Source organism: Paraburkholderia sp. SSBN10T (assembly GCF_056619545.1).
In genome coordinates this window covers 146296-161266 of record NZ_JBWQQI010000004.1, presented here as the reverse complement: position 1 = coordinate 161266, position 14971 = coordinate 146296, and the positions used below count along the sequence as shown (strand labels likewise).

Sequence of the window (14971 nt, the reverse complement as noted above, 5' to 3'; positions counted from 1 at the left end):
ATCCTTTGAGACTCCGTGTGACGGACTGCGGCGTTGCGCACTGGATTTTGGACCGACCGGCCGCAGGTCTTTCCGCGCCGCTGGTGTTCCGCTTTATTGGGTTCAATTGTGTCTATCCGCCGGGCAATGGGAAAATTGAATCGTTCGTCTGGCGGACGTTTTCCCGTGGAGAACCCACCGCTGGTCATCGGTGTTTTCCCTGCATGCGAACCAGTCCGAAGACGCCTGCTGCTGCGCGTACCTCGCAAATTCAGGGGTGAAAGGCGATATGGTCTGGCATACTTTCCTTCCTGTTCAACCGCCCTTCCATTCATGCCAGCGCACGCCACCCAATTTTTCGTCCGTTCATCGGACGATTTGAAAGAGCCGGAAAGCGCTGGTTCGCGGACCTTGCGACGTGGTCTGAACGTGCTGGAAGTGGTGATGGGTGCCGGCAGCGAAGGAGTGCGGGTCATCGATCTATGCCGGCGCTGCGAGCTGGAGCGGGCAACCGTGTATCGCATATTGGAGACGCTCATCAACGAGGCTTACGTCGAGCAGAGCGGCCGCTACCGATACGTCCCGGGGAAAAAGGTGGACCGATGGCGAGACGAACGCATGCTGACCCAGTCGGGTATCGCCGCCCGGCTCGAACCCGTGCTGCAACGGGTCAGCGCAGCGAGTGGGGACGCCGCTTTCGCCGTGGTCAGAGAAGGTGGTATGTCTTCCTGTATCGCTCGCCAGGTGGGAACCTATCCGGTGCAGATACTCGCGGTGCAGGTTGGCACACGGCAGCCGCTTGGCGTCGGCGCCGGTGGCCTGGCGCTATTGGCTGCATTGTCCGACGGGGAAGCCGAGGCGGTCATCTCGCAACACAGCAGTACGCTGTCCAGCTATGGCGGCATGACCGCAGAACGGCTGTGGCTTCTGATCAGCGCCACCCGGGAGCGAGGCTGGTCGGTGATCGGCAATCACGCTGCCAAAGGGGCACTGGCCGTGGGCGTGGCCGTGCGTGACCATCGGGGGCGTCCCGTGGCCGCAGTTAGCGTCGCGGCGCCGATTGATCGGATGCCTCGCCAAAGGCAGGCGTTCATCGCGAGTGAAATAAAAACCGCACTCGCCACGTTTCTTGAGGAAAGGCTTTGAGGGTTGCCGCAATGCGGCCAGGCTGGATATCCAGATTCCGCTCAGGGTGACCGTCAACGGCGGCGAACCTCGAGAAAATGTCTATCTACGCGCCAACTCACCTTTTGTAGCTGATATCCGCAAACTGGCGTATCTAATGTCGTAAAGCGCTTGTCCTGTCAGATGGTTTGAATATATGATCCATATATGCTTCATATATGGAGAGTGACGTGGGCATTGTGAATATTGACGACGACTTGCACGATCAGATACGTAAGGCAAGCGCAGTGTCATGCCGGTCGATCAACGCGCAAGCGGCCTTCTGGATCAAGGTCGGCATGTTGTGCGAAATGAATCCGACGCTGAGTTTCAATGAGATAGCTACCCGTGAACTGAGAGCCGCAGGCGTCGTGGCGCAAGCCGTCAAGGTGGCTTTGACATGACCAAGCGACCCGAAGAAATCGCATTGATGGCGGAGTCGGGCCAGTTGCTGGCGGATGTATTTGGCTATCTGGATCAAATGAGCTTGATCGGCATGTCTACCATGCAGGTCAACGATCTGATCGATAACCTCATCGTCAACGAACTCAAGGCACGCCCGGCAAGCAAAGGGCAGTACGGCTACGCGTACGCGCTTAACTCTTCACGCAACAATGTTGTTTGTCACGGTGTTCCGTCCACGACAGACATCCTGCAAAGCGGGGACATCGTTAATTTCGACATTACGCTAGAGAAGAATGGCTACATCGCTGATTCCAGCAAGACCTATCTTGTGGGGGAGGTGTCTCCACTGGCTAAACGGCTCGTGCAAGTGACCTACGAAGCGATGTGGAAAGGGATCAAGGCCGTTCGGCCCGGCGCCAGACTTGGCGATGTAGGTCATGCCATTGAGCGGCACGCGCGCAGAAATGGCTATTCGGTCGTAAGGGAATATTGCGGGCATGGCATCGGGCGTGAAATGCACGAGGAGCCGCAAGTGCTGCATTGGGGAAAGCCGCAGACGGGTTTGTTGTTGCGGGAAGGCATGGTGTTCACCATCGAACCCATGATCAACCAAGGGCGACATTCTGTTCGAACCGAAGAAGACGGCTGGACGGTGGTCACGCGCGATGGTCAACTGTCGGCGCAGTTTGAACACACCGTGGCCGTGACCCAAAACGGCGTACAGGTCTTAACGCTACGATCCGGGGAAAAGGCGCCCAACTGATAGCTTGAGTCTGCCGCAGGAGCTTCTGCGGCGGACTTGACAGCTTTATTTCGTGTCCGCCAAAGCCCCGGTCAGCAAGCCCAACGCGCAATTGAAGCGCCGGCGCTTGCGACCAGACACGTCCGCTTACTCAAGCCCTCCCTGGCAGAGGTACTTGATCGAAAGATAATCATCGAGACCGTACTTCGACCCTTCGCGGCCGTAGCCCGACTCCTTCACGCCGCCAAAAGGCGCCGCCTCGCTCGCCAGCGCACCTTCGTTGATGCCGACAATCCCCGCCTCCAGTTGCCGGGCGACGCGGTCGATGCGGCGCACGTCCTGACTGTAGAAGTACGATGCGAGGCCAAACGGCGTGTCGTTCGCGGCCTCGATTGCCTGCGCTTCATCGTCGAAGCGGAACAGCGGCACGACCGGACCGAACGTTTCCTCACAGCTCAGTTGCATCGCGCTGGTGGCGTCGGCGAGCACCGTCGGCGCGTAGTAGTTGGGACCGAGCGCCGTGAGTCGCTTGCCGCCCGTCAACACGCGCGCGCCTTGCGCAACGGCATCGTCGACGTGACGCGCGATCTTGTCGATGGCGCGCGCGTTGATCATCGGACCGATCTGGGCCGCGGGATCGCTGGCAGGCGCAACCTTCAGCGCCGCGACCCGTTTGGCGAGCATGTCGCCGAATTTCTCGTACACCGACGACTGCACGTACACGCGATTCGGGCACACGCAGGTCTGCCCGCCGTTGCGGAATTTCGACACCAGCAGACCACTGACCGCGGCGTCGAGATCCGCATCGTCGAACACGATGAAAGGTGCATTGCCGCCCAATTCGAGCGAGAGCTTCTTGAGCGTATCGGCCGACTCGCGCGCCAGATATTTGCCGACCGGCGTCGAGCCGGTGAACGTAATCTTGCGCACGCGGCTGTCGTGCAGCCACGCGGCCACGGCCGGCACCGCATTCTCGCGCGACGCAGCGATCAGGTTGAGCACGCCGGGCGGCACGCCCGCTTCGTGTGCGAGCATCACGAGCGCAAGCGCGGTAAGCGGCGTGTCCTCGGCCGGCTTGCCGACCACCGTACACCCTGCGGCGAGCGCCGGCGCGATCTTGCGCGCAATCATCGCAAGCGGGAAATTCCACGGCGTGATGGCCGCGACGATTCCCACCGGCTCCTTCACCGCGCTCATACGCTTGCCGCGCTGCTGCTGCGGAATCAGGTCGCCATAGATACGCGTCGCTTCATCCGCGAACCACGCGACGTACGATGCGCCATACAGCACTTCGCCGCGCCCTTCCGCGAAAGGCTTGCCCTGTTCGAGCGAGATCAGGCGCCCGAGCGCGTCGGCGTTTTCGAGCATCAGCGCGTGCCAGCGGCGCAGCACAGCCGCACGCTCCTGCGGCAGCGCGTTACGCCAGGCGGGGAAAGCGCGTGCAGCGGCGTCGGTCGCGGCGCGGGCATCGGCCTCGCCGCCGTCCGCGACTTCGGTGATCGTCTCGCCCGTCGCTGGGTTCGTCACGCCGAAGCGCTTGCCGTCTGCGGAAGCCACCCACTTACCGTCGATAAAGTGCTCGGTTCGGATCAGGTCGCTCAGTTCGAATTTCGTTGCCATTGAAAGCTCCTTGTTCAGGCAAGACGCTCGGCGATCGCCTTGCCGACTTCCGTGGTGTTCGCCCGGCCGCCGAGATCGCCGGTGTGCGGACCTTCCTTCAGCACCGCTTCGATCGCGGCCAGCATGGCATTGTGCGCCTCGCGCTCGACACCCTGGCCGCCGCCGAGGAAATCGAGCATCATCGCGGCCGACCAGACCATCGCGATCGGATTAGCGATGTTCTTGCCGAAGATATCGGGCGCCGAACCGTGCACCGGTTCGAACAACGAAGGAAACTTGCGCTCGGGATTCAGATTGGCCGAAGGCGCGAGGCCGATCGTGCCGGTGCAGGCCGGGCCGAGATCGGACAGGATGTCGCCGAACAGATTGGTGGCCACGACCACGTCGAAGCGGTCCGGATTCAGCACGAAGCGCGCGCAAAGAATGTCGATGTGCTGCTTGTCCCACGTCACATCCGGATACTGCGCCGCGATCCCGGCCGCGCATTTGTCCCACCACGGCATGCTGATGGCGATGCCGTTGCTCTTCGTCGCAACCGTGATCTTCTTGCGCTCGCGCCGCTGCGCGAGGTCGAATGCGAACTTCAGAACGCGCTCGCTGCCGTGCCGCGTGAACACGGATTCCTGCAAGACGAATTCACGGTCCGTGCCTTCGAACATCACGCCGCCCACCGACGAATACTCGCCTTCGGTGTTTTCACGCACGATCCAGAAATCGATCTCGCCCGCCTTGCGCCCTGCGAGCGGTGACGGCACACCGGCGAACAGACGCGCCGGGCGCAAGTTGATGTACTGATCGAATTCGCGCCGGAACTTCAGCAGCGAACCCCACAGCGAAATATGGTCCGGCACCGTGTCCGGCCAGCCGACCGCGCCGAACAGGATCGCGTCCATCGGTTGCAACTGCGCCTTCCAGTCGTCCGGCATCATCTGGCCGTGCTTGGCGTAGTAGTCGCAGCTTGCCCACTCGATGTGCCGGAATTCCAGCGCGATGCCGAATCGCTTGCTGACGGCTTCGAGCGCACGCAGCCCCTCGGGCATCACTTCCTTGCCTATGCCATCTCCAGGGATGACGGCGATGCGGTACGGCTTGTTCATGTGATTCTCCTCTACAGATAGCCAATATTTCAGCGGGTCCTATACGGTCGCCACCGGGGTCACCGGTGAACCCACCGCGCCCGGCAAGCGCAACGGCGGCGCAGTCAGCAAAAACCGGTTACGGCCGTTCGCCTGCAGCCAGTCGGCCAGTTCACTCAGATGCCAGAGTTCGCCAAGATACACGCCCAGCCGGAACAGACACAGATCATGCAGCGGATGGGAAGCGTAACGCTCGCTTACGACCGGTCGTGCCGGCAGCATCTCGACGGCGGCGTTGTCCGCGATCAACGCCGTCACTCCGGATTCGACAATCCACTCGCGCAATTTCTCATCGCGCCCGTCGAGCGCGGCGAAGCTGCCAGCAAGGCGAGCCATGTCGGGCGCACCCGCCATTTCGATCAGCGCCTCGTCCGTGCCGGTGCGCAGACAAACCATGTCGCCGGGTTCGACGTCCACGCCCTGTGCGTCCATCGCCTCGCCTAACTCGGCGTAGCCAATCGCGATTTTGCGCGTGCCGTAATGGCGCTTCAGATCGATCATGACTCCGCGTCCTTGCACGCCCGTCGCGGCCATGTTTTCGATCCCTAAACGGTAAGCGCCCGAAGGACGCTCCATCGCCCGCTCAGCGCCGCCCCGATAATCGATCGGCCCGACAATCTCCTCTCCTGCCCGAAAGCCGTTGTAGAAAGCCATCTCCGGCACGCCGTCGCCCATCAGATCGAACCACTGCCCCATGTGGGCAAGACTGTCCCACTGTGTCGAGTACTGGAGCGCAAGATGCACTGTATCGTCGCAAATCACGTCCAGCAACTCGGGGCAATCGCGCGACAGCGGATAGGTCATGTTCGGACGGTCGCCACGCCGCGTCGGCTCGATGCGCGGCGGCTGGCGACGCGGATTCATTGCCGTCCCGCCCGGGCAGTCGAGCGGCAGGCTCAGACAGAACACGCGGCCCTCACGTACTTCCCGTACGCCCTGAAGGACCTTTTCCGGCGTCAGCAGATTGAGCCGTCCAAGTTGATCGTCGGGGCCGAAGTCGCCCCAGTTCGAATCCTCCGGCCGTCGATTCCAGCGGCGGCTGCCTGGTCGCGTCATTGCGTAGCGTCTCCAATAGCAAAACTGGCGTCTGCGCTCGTATCGCCGCAATCCGGGCGGGCCTCCGGGCTCGCTACCTCGTCAGGAATCCAGCGCGAGGTATTGAACACGCTAATGGCAATCAGCAACATCGCACCTCCCGCGATGAACGACGCCATGGCAAATCTCAGTCCGAGCGACGGCGTCACGAGCGCAATCACGTAAGGGGCGACCACACTCACCGAGGTCATCGCATAGCTGATCCCAATGCCGGTGGCCCGGGATTCGAGCGGGAAACGCCGCGCCTGGTAAAGAGGCAAGATGCCGAATAACCCGTTGGCAAACATGCCCATCAGGAACGCGCCCATGCCAAGCTGAACGTGATTGGAAACCAGCGTGTAAAGGACCGTCGATGGAATCACGATCAACATGAAAACCGTGATGGACAAACGCTCGCCGAAGCGGCTCGCGGCGTAGCCTGCGAGCGGCTTGCCGATCACCGAGCCGACTGAATAAGCCACGACAAACGGGAAGATCGAGCCCGAATCAAGATGCTGGATCGTGAGCAGGAACGTGGGATACAGCACCTGGACGGCCCACAGCATGAAGTTGATGCCGGCCGAAAACGCCCAGGCCTGCGCAACGGCAGGATTGAACACGAACGGCTTGAATCTGCGGCCGTCCTTCTGGTGCTGCCGCTGACGCACCCAGTCATCCGATTCCTTGACGTTGCGACGCAGGAACAGGGTAAGGAGCGCCGGCGCCACCCCGAGGAAGAACATCCAGCGCCAGCCGAGAACCGGAAACAGGAAATGAAACGCCAGCGCCGCCAGCATGTAGCCGAACTCATAGCCTGCAACCATGATGCCCGAGGCAAGCGGGCGGATTTTCTCCGGCACGGTCTCCATCAGCAACGAGACGGAGGCCGTCCATTCGCCACCGAAGCCCAAGCCGAACAGGATGCGCAACGCCATGAAGGACGCATAGCTCCACGCGAGTCCGCTCAAACCCGACGCACACGAAAACCACAGCACGGCTGCCATAAAAGCAAGCTTGCGTCCAAAGCGATCGGCAGCGAGCCCCCAGCCGATCGTGCCCGCGACCTTGGCAAAACCCGTGGCGGTGACGATGAACGCCATCGCAGGCAGACCCACGTCGAATACCTTGCCCAGATGCGGAATCAGGAACAGGACGATGGTGAAGTCGAAAGCGTCGAGCGCCCAGCCCGCCGTTGCGGCGAAGATGATTTGCCAGTGCTTCCTGAGCAAGGCCGCGCTTGAGTGCATCTCCCCTCCCGCGCGGGTCGCGGGCTCCATTGCGTTGTACGGCATGGATCGTCTCCTGAGGTGTCGATATCAGGCTCGATACAGGGCTTGCGCCCCCGAGCCGGTCAATCTGCTTCACGTGGCCCGTGCTTGTGCCTGCCGGGTCCGCGCGCCATGTTTCACTGCTCGATGAACTCGCGGGCAAGCTTGCGCGCCGCGTTCGCGAACATGAGAATGTCCACGCCGGTCGCGACGAATGTGCAGCCAAGCTCGAGATAGCGGCGTGCGAGAACCGGGTCCGAGGTCAATGTGCCCGCCGCCTTGCCGGAAGCAATGATGGTGCGCATCGCCGTCTCGATCGCGTTCTGTACCTCCGGATGGCCCGGCTTGCCGCGATGCCCCATCGAGGCAGCCAGATCCGCCGGCCCGATGAAGACGCCATCGATCCCGTCGACCGCGCAGATCTGCTCAAGATTCTCGAGCGCTGTGACGGTCTCCGCCTGCACGAGCAGGCAGATTTCACTATCCGCGATATCCAGATAGTCGGCACGCAAGCTCCAGCGCGACGCACGTCCCACAGCACTGCCGACACCACGCATGCCGTGCGGCGGATAACGCACGGCGGCCACGCTGGCGCGTGCCTGATCCGCGGTATCGATCATCGGAATCAGCAGATTACGTGCGCCGATATCGAGCAGGCGCTTGAGCAGCGCCGGATCGGCGTTCACGGGTCGCACCACGGCTTCGGCGCGATAAGGCGCAACCGCCTGCAACTGCGCAAGAATGCTGCGCACGTCGTTCGGGGCGTGCTCCGCATCGATCAACAGCCATTCGAAACCGGCAGTCGCGCTGACTTCGGCCAGGTAGGCATCGGCCATCGAAAGCCAGAAGCCGATCTGTTTCCGACCGTTTGCGAGCGACGCCTTGAAAGGATTAAGCACGGACGTCGACGTTGCGTTCATCACGATTTCTAGCCTCCATGGGGACTGGATTGAACTGGATGGGTTCCACCCTGCCGAGCAGGAACAGATAATTGAGCATCGCAATCACGATCAGCGCCGACGAAAACAGCAGCGCGGGCACGAACGAACCGGTCGAGCCCACGATCGCACCCGTGACGACTGGACCGACCACGCCGCCCATGTTGGAGACGGTGTTCTGAATGCCCGCCACCCGCGACACCATGTTCCGTGGCGCGACATCGCCCGGTAGCGCCCAGACCTGCGATGCGGCGACGGTCGTGCCCGACTTCGCCACGCAGAGCAATACGACGGCCATCAAAGGAGACGCGGCGAACGCCGCGAAACCGATGCTTGACGCCATCAACAGGCCGATGATGAGAAACAGCTTGCGGGTCGCGGTGAGCGACAGCCGTCCGGAGGCGTACACACGATCGGAGGCTAAGCCCGCAAGCACCTCGACGATCATCGAAATAACGAGCGGCAACGAAGCCATGAAACCCATTTCCATCATGCTCATGCCGCGCGCCTTGACGAGATAGGTCGGCAGCCACGTGATGAAGAAGTACGAGTTGTAGTTGATCATGAAGAAGCCGATGCACATGGCCCAGATGTTCCGGTGCGCGAAGAGCCTGTACCAGGGTACATCGGCGGACATGGCGGCCTGGCGCGGCAACGCTTCGCCGTCGCGGATATAGGCAAGCTCGGACGCGTTCACACGCCGATGATCGGCCGGCGAATCCCGAAACACGAGCACCCAGACGACGCACCAGATGAGACCGAGCGCACCGGTGATCGCAAAGGTGACCTTCCAGTCGAAGGTGGCCAGCAGCCAGGCGATCAGCGGGAGCGCCACGGCGCCTCCAAGCTTCGAGCCGCTATCGAAGATGCCCGCCACGGTGGCGCGTTCCTTGCGCGGAAACCATCGCGTCGCGATGCCCGCGTTACTCGGATAGGACCCCGCTTCGCCGATGCCCAGCATGACCCGCAGCAACACGAGGGACTTGAAGCCGCTGGCGAGTCCCGTCACGGCCGTCGCGAGCGACCACCAGCATACGGCGACGCCCAGAACGATTTTCTGTCCGAAGCGATCGGCCAGCATGCCGGCGGGCAGTTGCAGCAGCGCGTACGACCAGAAGAACGCCGACATCACGATACCCATCTCCAGCGCGCCGAGATGGAACTCGGACTGCAGATGAGGCGCCGCGGCGGACAGCACGGTTCGATCGATGTAGTTGATGGCAATGGCCGACCACATCAGGCCGGCCACCAGCCAGCGCACTTTGCTGCGCGGCTCCTGCTGCAAGGCTTGCTCCAATCTCTGTCTCCGGTTTTTTTGTGGGTACAAGGTGGCGTTTCAGCTCACGATGCCCATATGCCAGGGCACGAACTCATGATCGCCCAGCCCGAGCAGTTCGCTGCGGGTGCGCTCGCCCGACGCGGCCCGCAGGATATATTCGAAGATATCCTGGCCCATCTCCTCGACCGAGCGCTCGCCATCGAGGATCAGTCCGCAATTAATGTCCATATCGTCGCGCAGCCGCTCGAACATCGGCGTGTTGCTCGCAAGCTTGAGGGTGGGTGCGGGCTTCGAGCCGAACATGGAACCGCGGCCGGTCGTAAAGCAGATCAGGTTCGCGCCGCTGGCGATCTGCCCGGTCACCGCAACGGGATCGTAGCCGGGCGAATCCATGAAGACGAAGCCGGCGCGGTCGATTGGTTCGGCATACTCATAGACTGCCTGCAGCGGCGTGGTGCCGCCTTTCATCGCCGAGCCGAGCGACTTTTCGAAGATGTTCGCAAGCCCGCCCTGCTGATTGCCCGGTCCGACCACACCGTTGAACTGACCGTTGTGTCCGCGCGTGTAGCGCTCCCACCACACCAGCCGGTCGAGCAGTTTCTGGCCGACTTCCGGCGTCACTGCGCGGCGCGTCAGCATGTATTCAACGCCATGAATTTCCGGGGTCTCGGACAGAATCGCCGTGCCGCCATGGCGCACCAGAATATCCATGGCCGCGCCAAGCGCGGGATTCGCCGTGATGCCCGAAAAGCCGTCGGAGCCGCCGCATTCCAGCCCGATCTTCAGATGGCTTGCGGGCACCGGGCGGCGCTCGATGTCATTGGCCGCCGGCAGCATCTGCTGGATTGCGGCGATCCCCGCCTCGATCGTCGCACGTGTGCCGCCTTCGTCCTGCATCACCAGCACGCGGACCGAAGTGCCGGTGTGGAGACCCTGCGAATCGAGCAGCGCGCCGACCTGATTGCGCTCGCAGCCGAGCCCGACGATCAGCACCCCGGCGAGGTTCGGATGACGCGCATAGCCGGCGAGCGTCCGGCGCAGCACGTCGAAGTGCTCGCTGGGCGAGGACATCCCGCAGCCGCTTGTCTGCGCAAACGCGACCACGCCGTCGACATTGGGATAAGACGCCAGCCGCTCTGGCGTAAACCACGCGGCGATATTCTTGATGACGGTCGAAGAGCAGTTGACCGATGCCAGAATCCCGATGAAGTTGCGCGTCGCGACGCGCCCATCGGGCCGAACGATGCCGTTGAAGGTAGCGCGCTCGGCTTGCGCAACATACTCGACCGGACGCACATCGAGACAGAAGCCCGGATCGCGTTCGAAGTCGATCAGTTCGACGTTATGCGTGTGAACGTGATCGCCGGCCTCGATATCGCGGGCCGCCCGGCCAATGATGGTGTCGTATTTGCGGATCGACTCGCCACGCGCGATAGGTTGCGCCGCCACCTTGTGGCCGGCCGCAACCTGGGCGCGCATGCGGATCGTCGCCTCTCCAAGGCGCAGTTGCTGCCCGATGGCGAGCAACTCGCGCGCGATCAATACGTTATCTGCGGCGTTAAGCCGGATTAGCGGTTCGTTCATCACCGCACTAGCCCGCAGCATACTCGTCTCCTGTGTCGATCAGAGTTAGCGCTTTAGCGCTTACCCGGGTCCCATGCAAAGCTTTCGGCTTATTTATGTTACCGGTTTATGTAACCGGTAACATTGAGCGCATGGTAGACTGTTTTTGCGATAATTGCAGCAACTTTTTTTGGGCTTGAATAGTCAACGCCGTGAGCAAACCGCCTCCTTCCCTGCTTGCCCCTGCCGAACGAAACGCCCCCCGGCGCGCCCGCAAGAACTCCGGCCGCGTCACGCTGAGCGATCTCGCTGCGCTCGTCGGCGTGACGAAAGTGACCGTCTCACGCGCACTGAATACGCCGGAACTGGTTTCTGTCGATACCCTGGAGCGCGTCCAGCAGGCGGTCCGGCAAACCGGGTATACCCCTGACCTCATCGCAGGATCGCTGGCATCCACGCGCAGCGACCTCATCGTCGCCTTGATCCCCGCGATGGCCGGCAGTGTGTTTCAGGAAACCGTCGAGGCCCTGACGACCCAGCTTGCCGCGTCGGGCTACCAGTTGCTGATTGGGCAAAGCGGATACGACGAATCGCGCGAAGACGCCCTGCTGGACGCGGTGATCGGCCGCCGGCCCGCCGGCATCGTGCTGACGGGCGTCGTGCACTCCGAAAGCGCGCGGCAAAAGCTGCACGCAAGCGGCATTCCGGTCGTCGAGACCTGGGACCTGACCAACGAACCGATCGACATGCTGGTCGGCTTCTCGCATGAACAGGTCGGCAAAGCCGCTGCGAAATTCCTGAAGAAGCGCGGCGTGCGACGCCCTGCGGTCGTCACGCCGAGCGACCGGCGTGCGCAGGCCCGTACCAAAGCGTTCCTCGAAGCATTCGGCAACGCGAAAACCAGCGCCGCCATCCCGCTCGTGACGGTTGAATCACCTGCGAATCTGGGCGACGGACGGCGCGCGCTGAAGGACCTGCTTGCTGCGAATGCCGATATCGACGCCGTGTTTTGCGGCGCGGACAATCTTGCGCTGGGCGTGTTGATCGAAGCCGATTGCCAGGGCATCGCGGTGCCTGGGCAGTTGCGTGTGATTGGCTATGGCGATCTGAATTTTGCCAAGGACACCATACCGCCGTTGTCCACCATGAGAGTCGATGGCACGAGGATAGGCTCGCTGGCGGCGACCATGCTCGTCGACCGGATCGAAAACGGTACGGGCGGCGAGCAGATGGTCGACGTCGGCTTCAGTCTGATTGAGCGGGGAAGCACCTGAGGCTACCTGGGGACAATGAATCGACGCTGTCCGCAGCGACCCGCACTGCGGGTCGCGTGAATGGTCAATGGTCGGTCAGGCCCAGCATCTTGTCGAAGAAGATGCTGGCGAGGATCCCAGCGGCGTAGCCATTCTTCGGCGTGCCCGAATACGTCGGGTTGCCCCATGTATTCGTATGCCACGTCCGCATCACATAAGGACTCAAAATGATGCTGCGCGTGACGGCGATATTCGCATCGAGCTTCAGCGCGAGTTGGGTGCGTCCGACCTTATAACCGGTTCCTCCGGCCGCCAGGTTCTGCTGTTGCAGGTACTGCTGTTCGCTCGAGGTGAGGGTCGCCCAGTTGAAGCTTATCGAGTAGCTGTCGTGCGGACGACTGCGAAACGGCGCCTCGAGAATCAACCCGGTAATGCCGGTCATCGCAAGCCCCGTGCTGGCGTGCGAATCGAAGCTCGTCGTCAGGCTGCCGAACACCGACAATGCGGTCGGATCGCTCACACTACTCCGGCCACCGTCCGGCCGGTACACGACCTGTCTACCGCCCAGATACATCCCGGATGTGCCGTTGTGCGTGGCCGAAGTAAATGGATCGGTTTGCGTCGCTGTGTTGTGATAGAACAAGAGCTCATAGCTCTTCGGATACGGATCGCTCTGGTAAGTCGTCCGGTACACGACGTTCGCCAGCCAAGTGTTGCTGTCCGGCACACTGTTGGTCCATTCCCAGCCGTTGGTGAACGGAAAGGCCGGATTCGAGCGCCATACGCCCGCCTGCACGGACAACGCGGGCGTCAGGTTGTAGCGCACACGTCCACCCCAGTTCACGTAGATGGGCGGATTCATTCTCGCGTTGTCCTGCAGGATCGCGCTCTGGCAGCCGAACCCCTGATTGCAGACCGGCGCCGCGAAGTAGAGGTCCGGATTGCTTCTGCCAACTTCTACGTCGAGCTTGTCGTTGAACGCCTTCTGCTCCCAGGTGAAGAGCGCGAGATGCGACACTTTCGGCACGTACGGTCCAGGCTGTCCGACCAGCACGTCACCCGCCTGCGTGCCCCAGCCGAGGTTGGTCGTGAACGGCACGAACAGTTGCTGGAAGTGGATCGTGGCGCCGCCGAAGCCCGCGATCTTCTGCAAGTCGAAGTCCCCGCCGACGGAAACGAAGGTCAACGCTTCATGATTGCCGGTCTGCTGGCCGACACTCGGATTGGCCAGGTACATCTGCACGAGATTGAATACCGGCGTGAAGCCCCAGTTGTTCAGGGTCGTTCCGAGGCCGGAGAGGATCCCTTGCCGCGGACTTTCGGCGGGCTCCGGCGCCACGTTGCCGATGTGCGACACGCCGAGCTGGTCGGTCGACGGGATGCCCTGCTGTACGGTCGGGCGATCGGTGGAGGCCTGCTTGGTCGTCGCGCCGTTCTGCGCGAGCGAAACCGGCGCCGGTTTCTTTTTCGTGGCGGAGTCCCCCGGCTGCGTTGCTGCGGTCGCTGCCGACGCGTCCGCTTCTGCCTGCGCAGCGGCTGTGCCGCTCACCAGCATCGCGGCAAGCGCGATTGCCGACAAGCGCAGCACAACGGGCTTGTGACAATGGAAGATACCAAACCTGTTCGATGTCATTTTAGTCTCCTAAGTATTTTCAAAGGCAATACGACGCCAGCCGCGCCTTCGTGAGGCACGGTCGCATGTAACGGAAAGTGAGAAGTGGCGGCGCTACCAGGCCGTCGCGCCGCCGTCTACCGGGAAGTCGGCGGCGGTGATCCAGCTCGCCTCATCGGAGGCGAGAAAGAGCGCACACCAGGCAACGTCTTCAGGCTGGCCAACCCGCCGGATCATCATCTTGCCGAGCGCCCGTTCGAGAAACTCAGGCTGTGCCTGCATATGCGCGCGGGTGGCCGCCGTTTCGACGAGCGCGGGTGAAATGCTGTTCACGCGGATACCGTGCGGAGCGCCTTCCATCGCGAGCTGACGCGTCATGGCGAGCACCCCGCCCTTGCCGGCGCAATGCGCAAGCGCGGGCGATCCTTCGAGCGCAACCGCGGCATTGGCCGAAGCGAAGTTGATCACCGAACCGCCGCCACGCGCGATCAACACCGGCCACGCGGCCTGGCACAACAGGAAGACGAGATCGAGCTCACCTGTCAGCGTGCGGCGCCATTGCGTTTCGTAGTCCATCTCCTGCAACCATGCGAAGGCGCCGTATGCTGCCGCGTTGACCAGCACGTCGAATCCGCCGTGCGTCTCCCGTGCGAATTCGACGACGCGCGCTGCGCTCCGAGGATCGGTCAGGTCGCAAGGATGAAGGCTATCCAGCGCGAAGCCACGCGAGCGAGCGGCTTCAAGCGTCTGGCCGGCGGCTGCGGCGTCAATATCGCAGCCGACCACCCGTGCACCCTGGGCCGCGAACAGCAGCGCGCACGCGCGACCTATTCCGCTCCCGATGCCGGTGACCACCGCAACCTTGTTGCGCAGACGCTCGCCTTCCTGCACCGGGAGTGCATGTTTGAAAACAGGCTTCATGAAGGGCCTCGCGACGA

General features: G+C 62.3%; 13 protein-coding genes. 4 read left to right on the top strand and 9 right to left on the bottom strand.

Annotated features, from left to right (window positions below; translation table 11 throughout):
• Positions 1 to 33 precede the first annotated feature (33 nt).
• From AC1ECK_RS07885 to map, 3 genes are all read left to right on the top strand, one after another.
• Complete coding sequence (locus AC1ECK_RS07885) at positions 34 to 1125, top strand: IclR family transcriptional regulator (protein ID WP_480317662.1); 1092 nt, start codon at positions 34 to 36, stop codon at positions 1123 to 1125.
• Between the two features lie 209 nt (positions 1126 to 1334).
• Positions 1335 to 1547: a ParD-like family protein gene (locus AC1ECK_RS07880; RefSeq protein WP_095423399.1), complete on the top strand. Its 213-nt coding sequence runs from the start codon at positions 1335 to 1337 to the stop codon at positions 1545 to 1547.
• Entirely contained in the window at positions 1544 to 2311 is a 768-nt protein-coding gene (map, locus tag AC1ECK_RS07875) for a type I methionyl aminopeptidase (RefSeq protein ID WP_480317659.1), read from the top strand. Before AC1ECK_RS07880 ends, map begins: the two co-directional genes overlap by 4 nt.
• Before the next feature lie 126 nt (positions 2312 to 2437).
• Here map and AC1ECK_RS07870 read toward each other — a convergent pair whose 3' ends face one another.
• The 7 genes from AC1ECK_RS07870 to AC1ECK_RS07840 all read right to left on the bottom strand — a co-directional run bounded on the left by AC1ECK_RS07870 (position 2438) and on the right by AC1ECK_RS07840 (position 11210).
• Positions 2438 to 3910: an NAD-dependent succinate-semialdehyde dehydrogenase gene (locus AC1ECK_RS07870; protein ID WP_480317657.1), complete on the bottom strand. Its 1473-nt coding sequence runs from the start codon at positions 3908 to 3910 to the stop codon at positions 2438 to 2440.
• Positions 3911 to 3924: 14 nt separating this feature from the next.
• Positions 3925 to 5007: a tartrate dehydrogenase gene (locus tag AC1ECK_RS07865; RefSeq protein ID WP_480317655.1), complete on the bottom strand. Its 1083-nt coding sequence runs from the start codon at positions 5005 to 5007 to the stop codon at positions 3925 to 3927.
• 39 nt (positions 5008 to 5046) lie between these two features.
• Positions 5047 to 6102, bottom strand: coding sequence for a cyclase family protein (locus AC1ECK_RS07860; protein WP_480317653.1), 1056 nt, complete (start codon positions 6100 to 6102; stop codon positions 5047 to 5049).
• On the bottom strand, positions 6099 to 7412 hold the full coding sequence (locus tag AC1ECK_RS07855) for an MFS transporter (RefSeq protein ID WP_480317652.1): 1314 nt from the start codon (positions 7410 to 7412) through the stop codon (positions 6099 to 6101). The genes AC1ECK_RS07860 and AC1ECK_RS07855 overlap by 4 nt, the downstream gene beginning before the upstream one ends.
• Positions 7413 to 7525: 113 nt before the next feature.
• A complete protein-coding gene (gene hpaI, locus AC1ECK_RS07850; protein ID WP_480317650.1) occupies positions 7526 to 8308 on the bottom strand; it encodes a 4-hydroxy-2-oxoheptanedioate aldolase in 783 nt (260 codons plus the stop codon).
• On the bottom strand, positions 8280 to 9563 hold the full coding sequence (locus tag AC1ECK_RS07845) for an MFS transporter (protein WP_480318123.1): 1284 nt from the start codon (positions 9561 to 9563) through the stop codon (positions 8280 to 8282). The genes hpaI and AC1ECK_RS07845 overlap by 29 nt, the downstream gene beginning before the upstream one ends.
• Positions 9564 to 9662: 99 nt before the next feature.
• Positions 9663 to 11210 carry a UxaA family hydrolase gene (locus tag AC1ECK_RS07840; RefSeq protein ID WP_480317648.1) on the bottom strand — a complete coding sequence of 516 codons (1548 nt, stop codon included), beginning with the start codon at positions 11208 to 11210 and terminating at the stop codon, positions 9663 to 9665.
• A 254-nt stretch (positions 11211 to 11464) separates the two neighbouring features.
• On the opposite strand from AC1ECK_RS07840, the gene AC1ECK_RS07835 reads away from it, so the two are divergent.
• Positions 11465 to 12442 (top strand): LacI family DNA-binding transcriptional regulator, encoded by a 978-nt coding sequence (locus tag AC1ECK_RS07835; protein ID WP_480318121.1) that lies wholly within the window; start codon positions 11465 to 11467, stop codon positions 12440 to 12442.
• Positions 12443 to 12506: 64 nt separating this feature from the next.
• Here the strand turns inward: AC1ECK_RS07835 and AC1ECK_RS07830 are convergent, their stop codons facing one another.
• Entirely contained in the window at positions 12507 to 14054 is a 1548-nt protein-coding gene (locus AC1ECK_RS07830) for a carbohydrate porin (RefSeq protein WP_480317646.1), read from the bottom strand.
• Between the two features lie 93 nt (positions 14055 to 14147).
• Positions 14148 to 14954: an SDR family NAD(P)-dependent oxidoreductase gene (locus AC1ECK_RS07825; RefSeq protein WP_480317644.1), complete on the bottom strand. Its 807-nt coding sequence runs from the start codon at positions 14952 to 14954 to the stop codon at positions 14148 to 14150.
• Positions 14955 to 14971 lie beyond the last annotated feature (17 nt).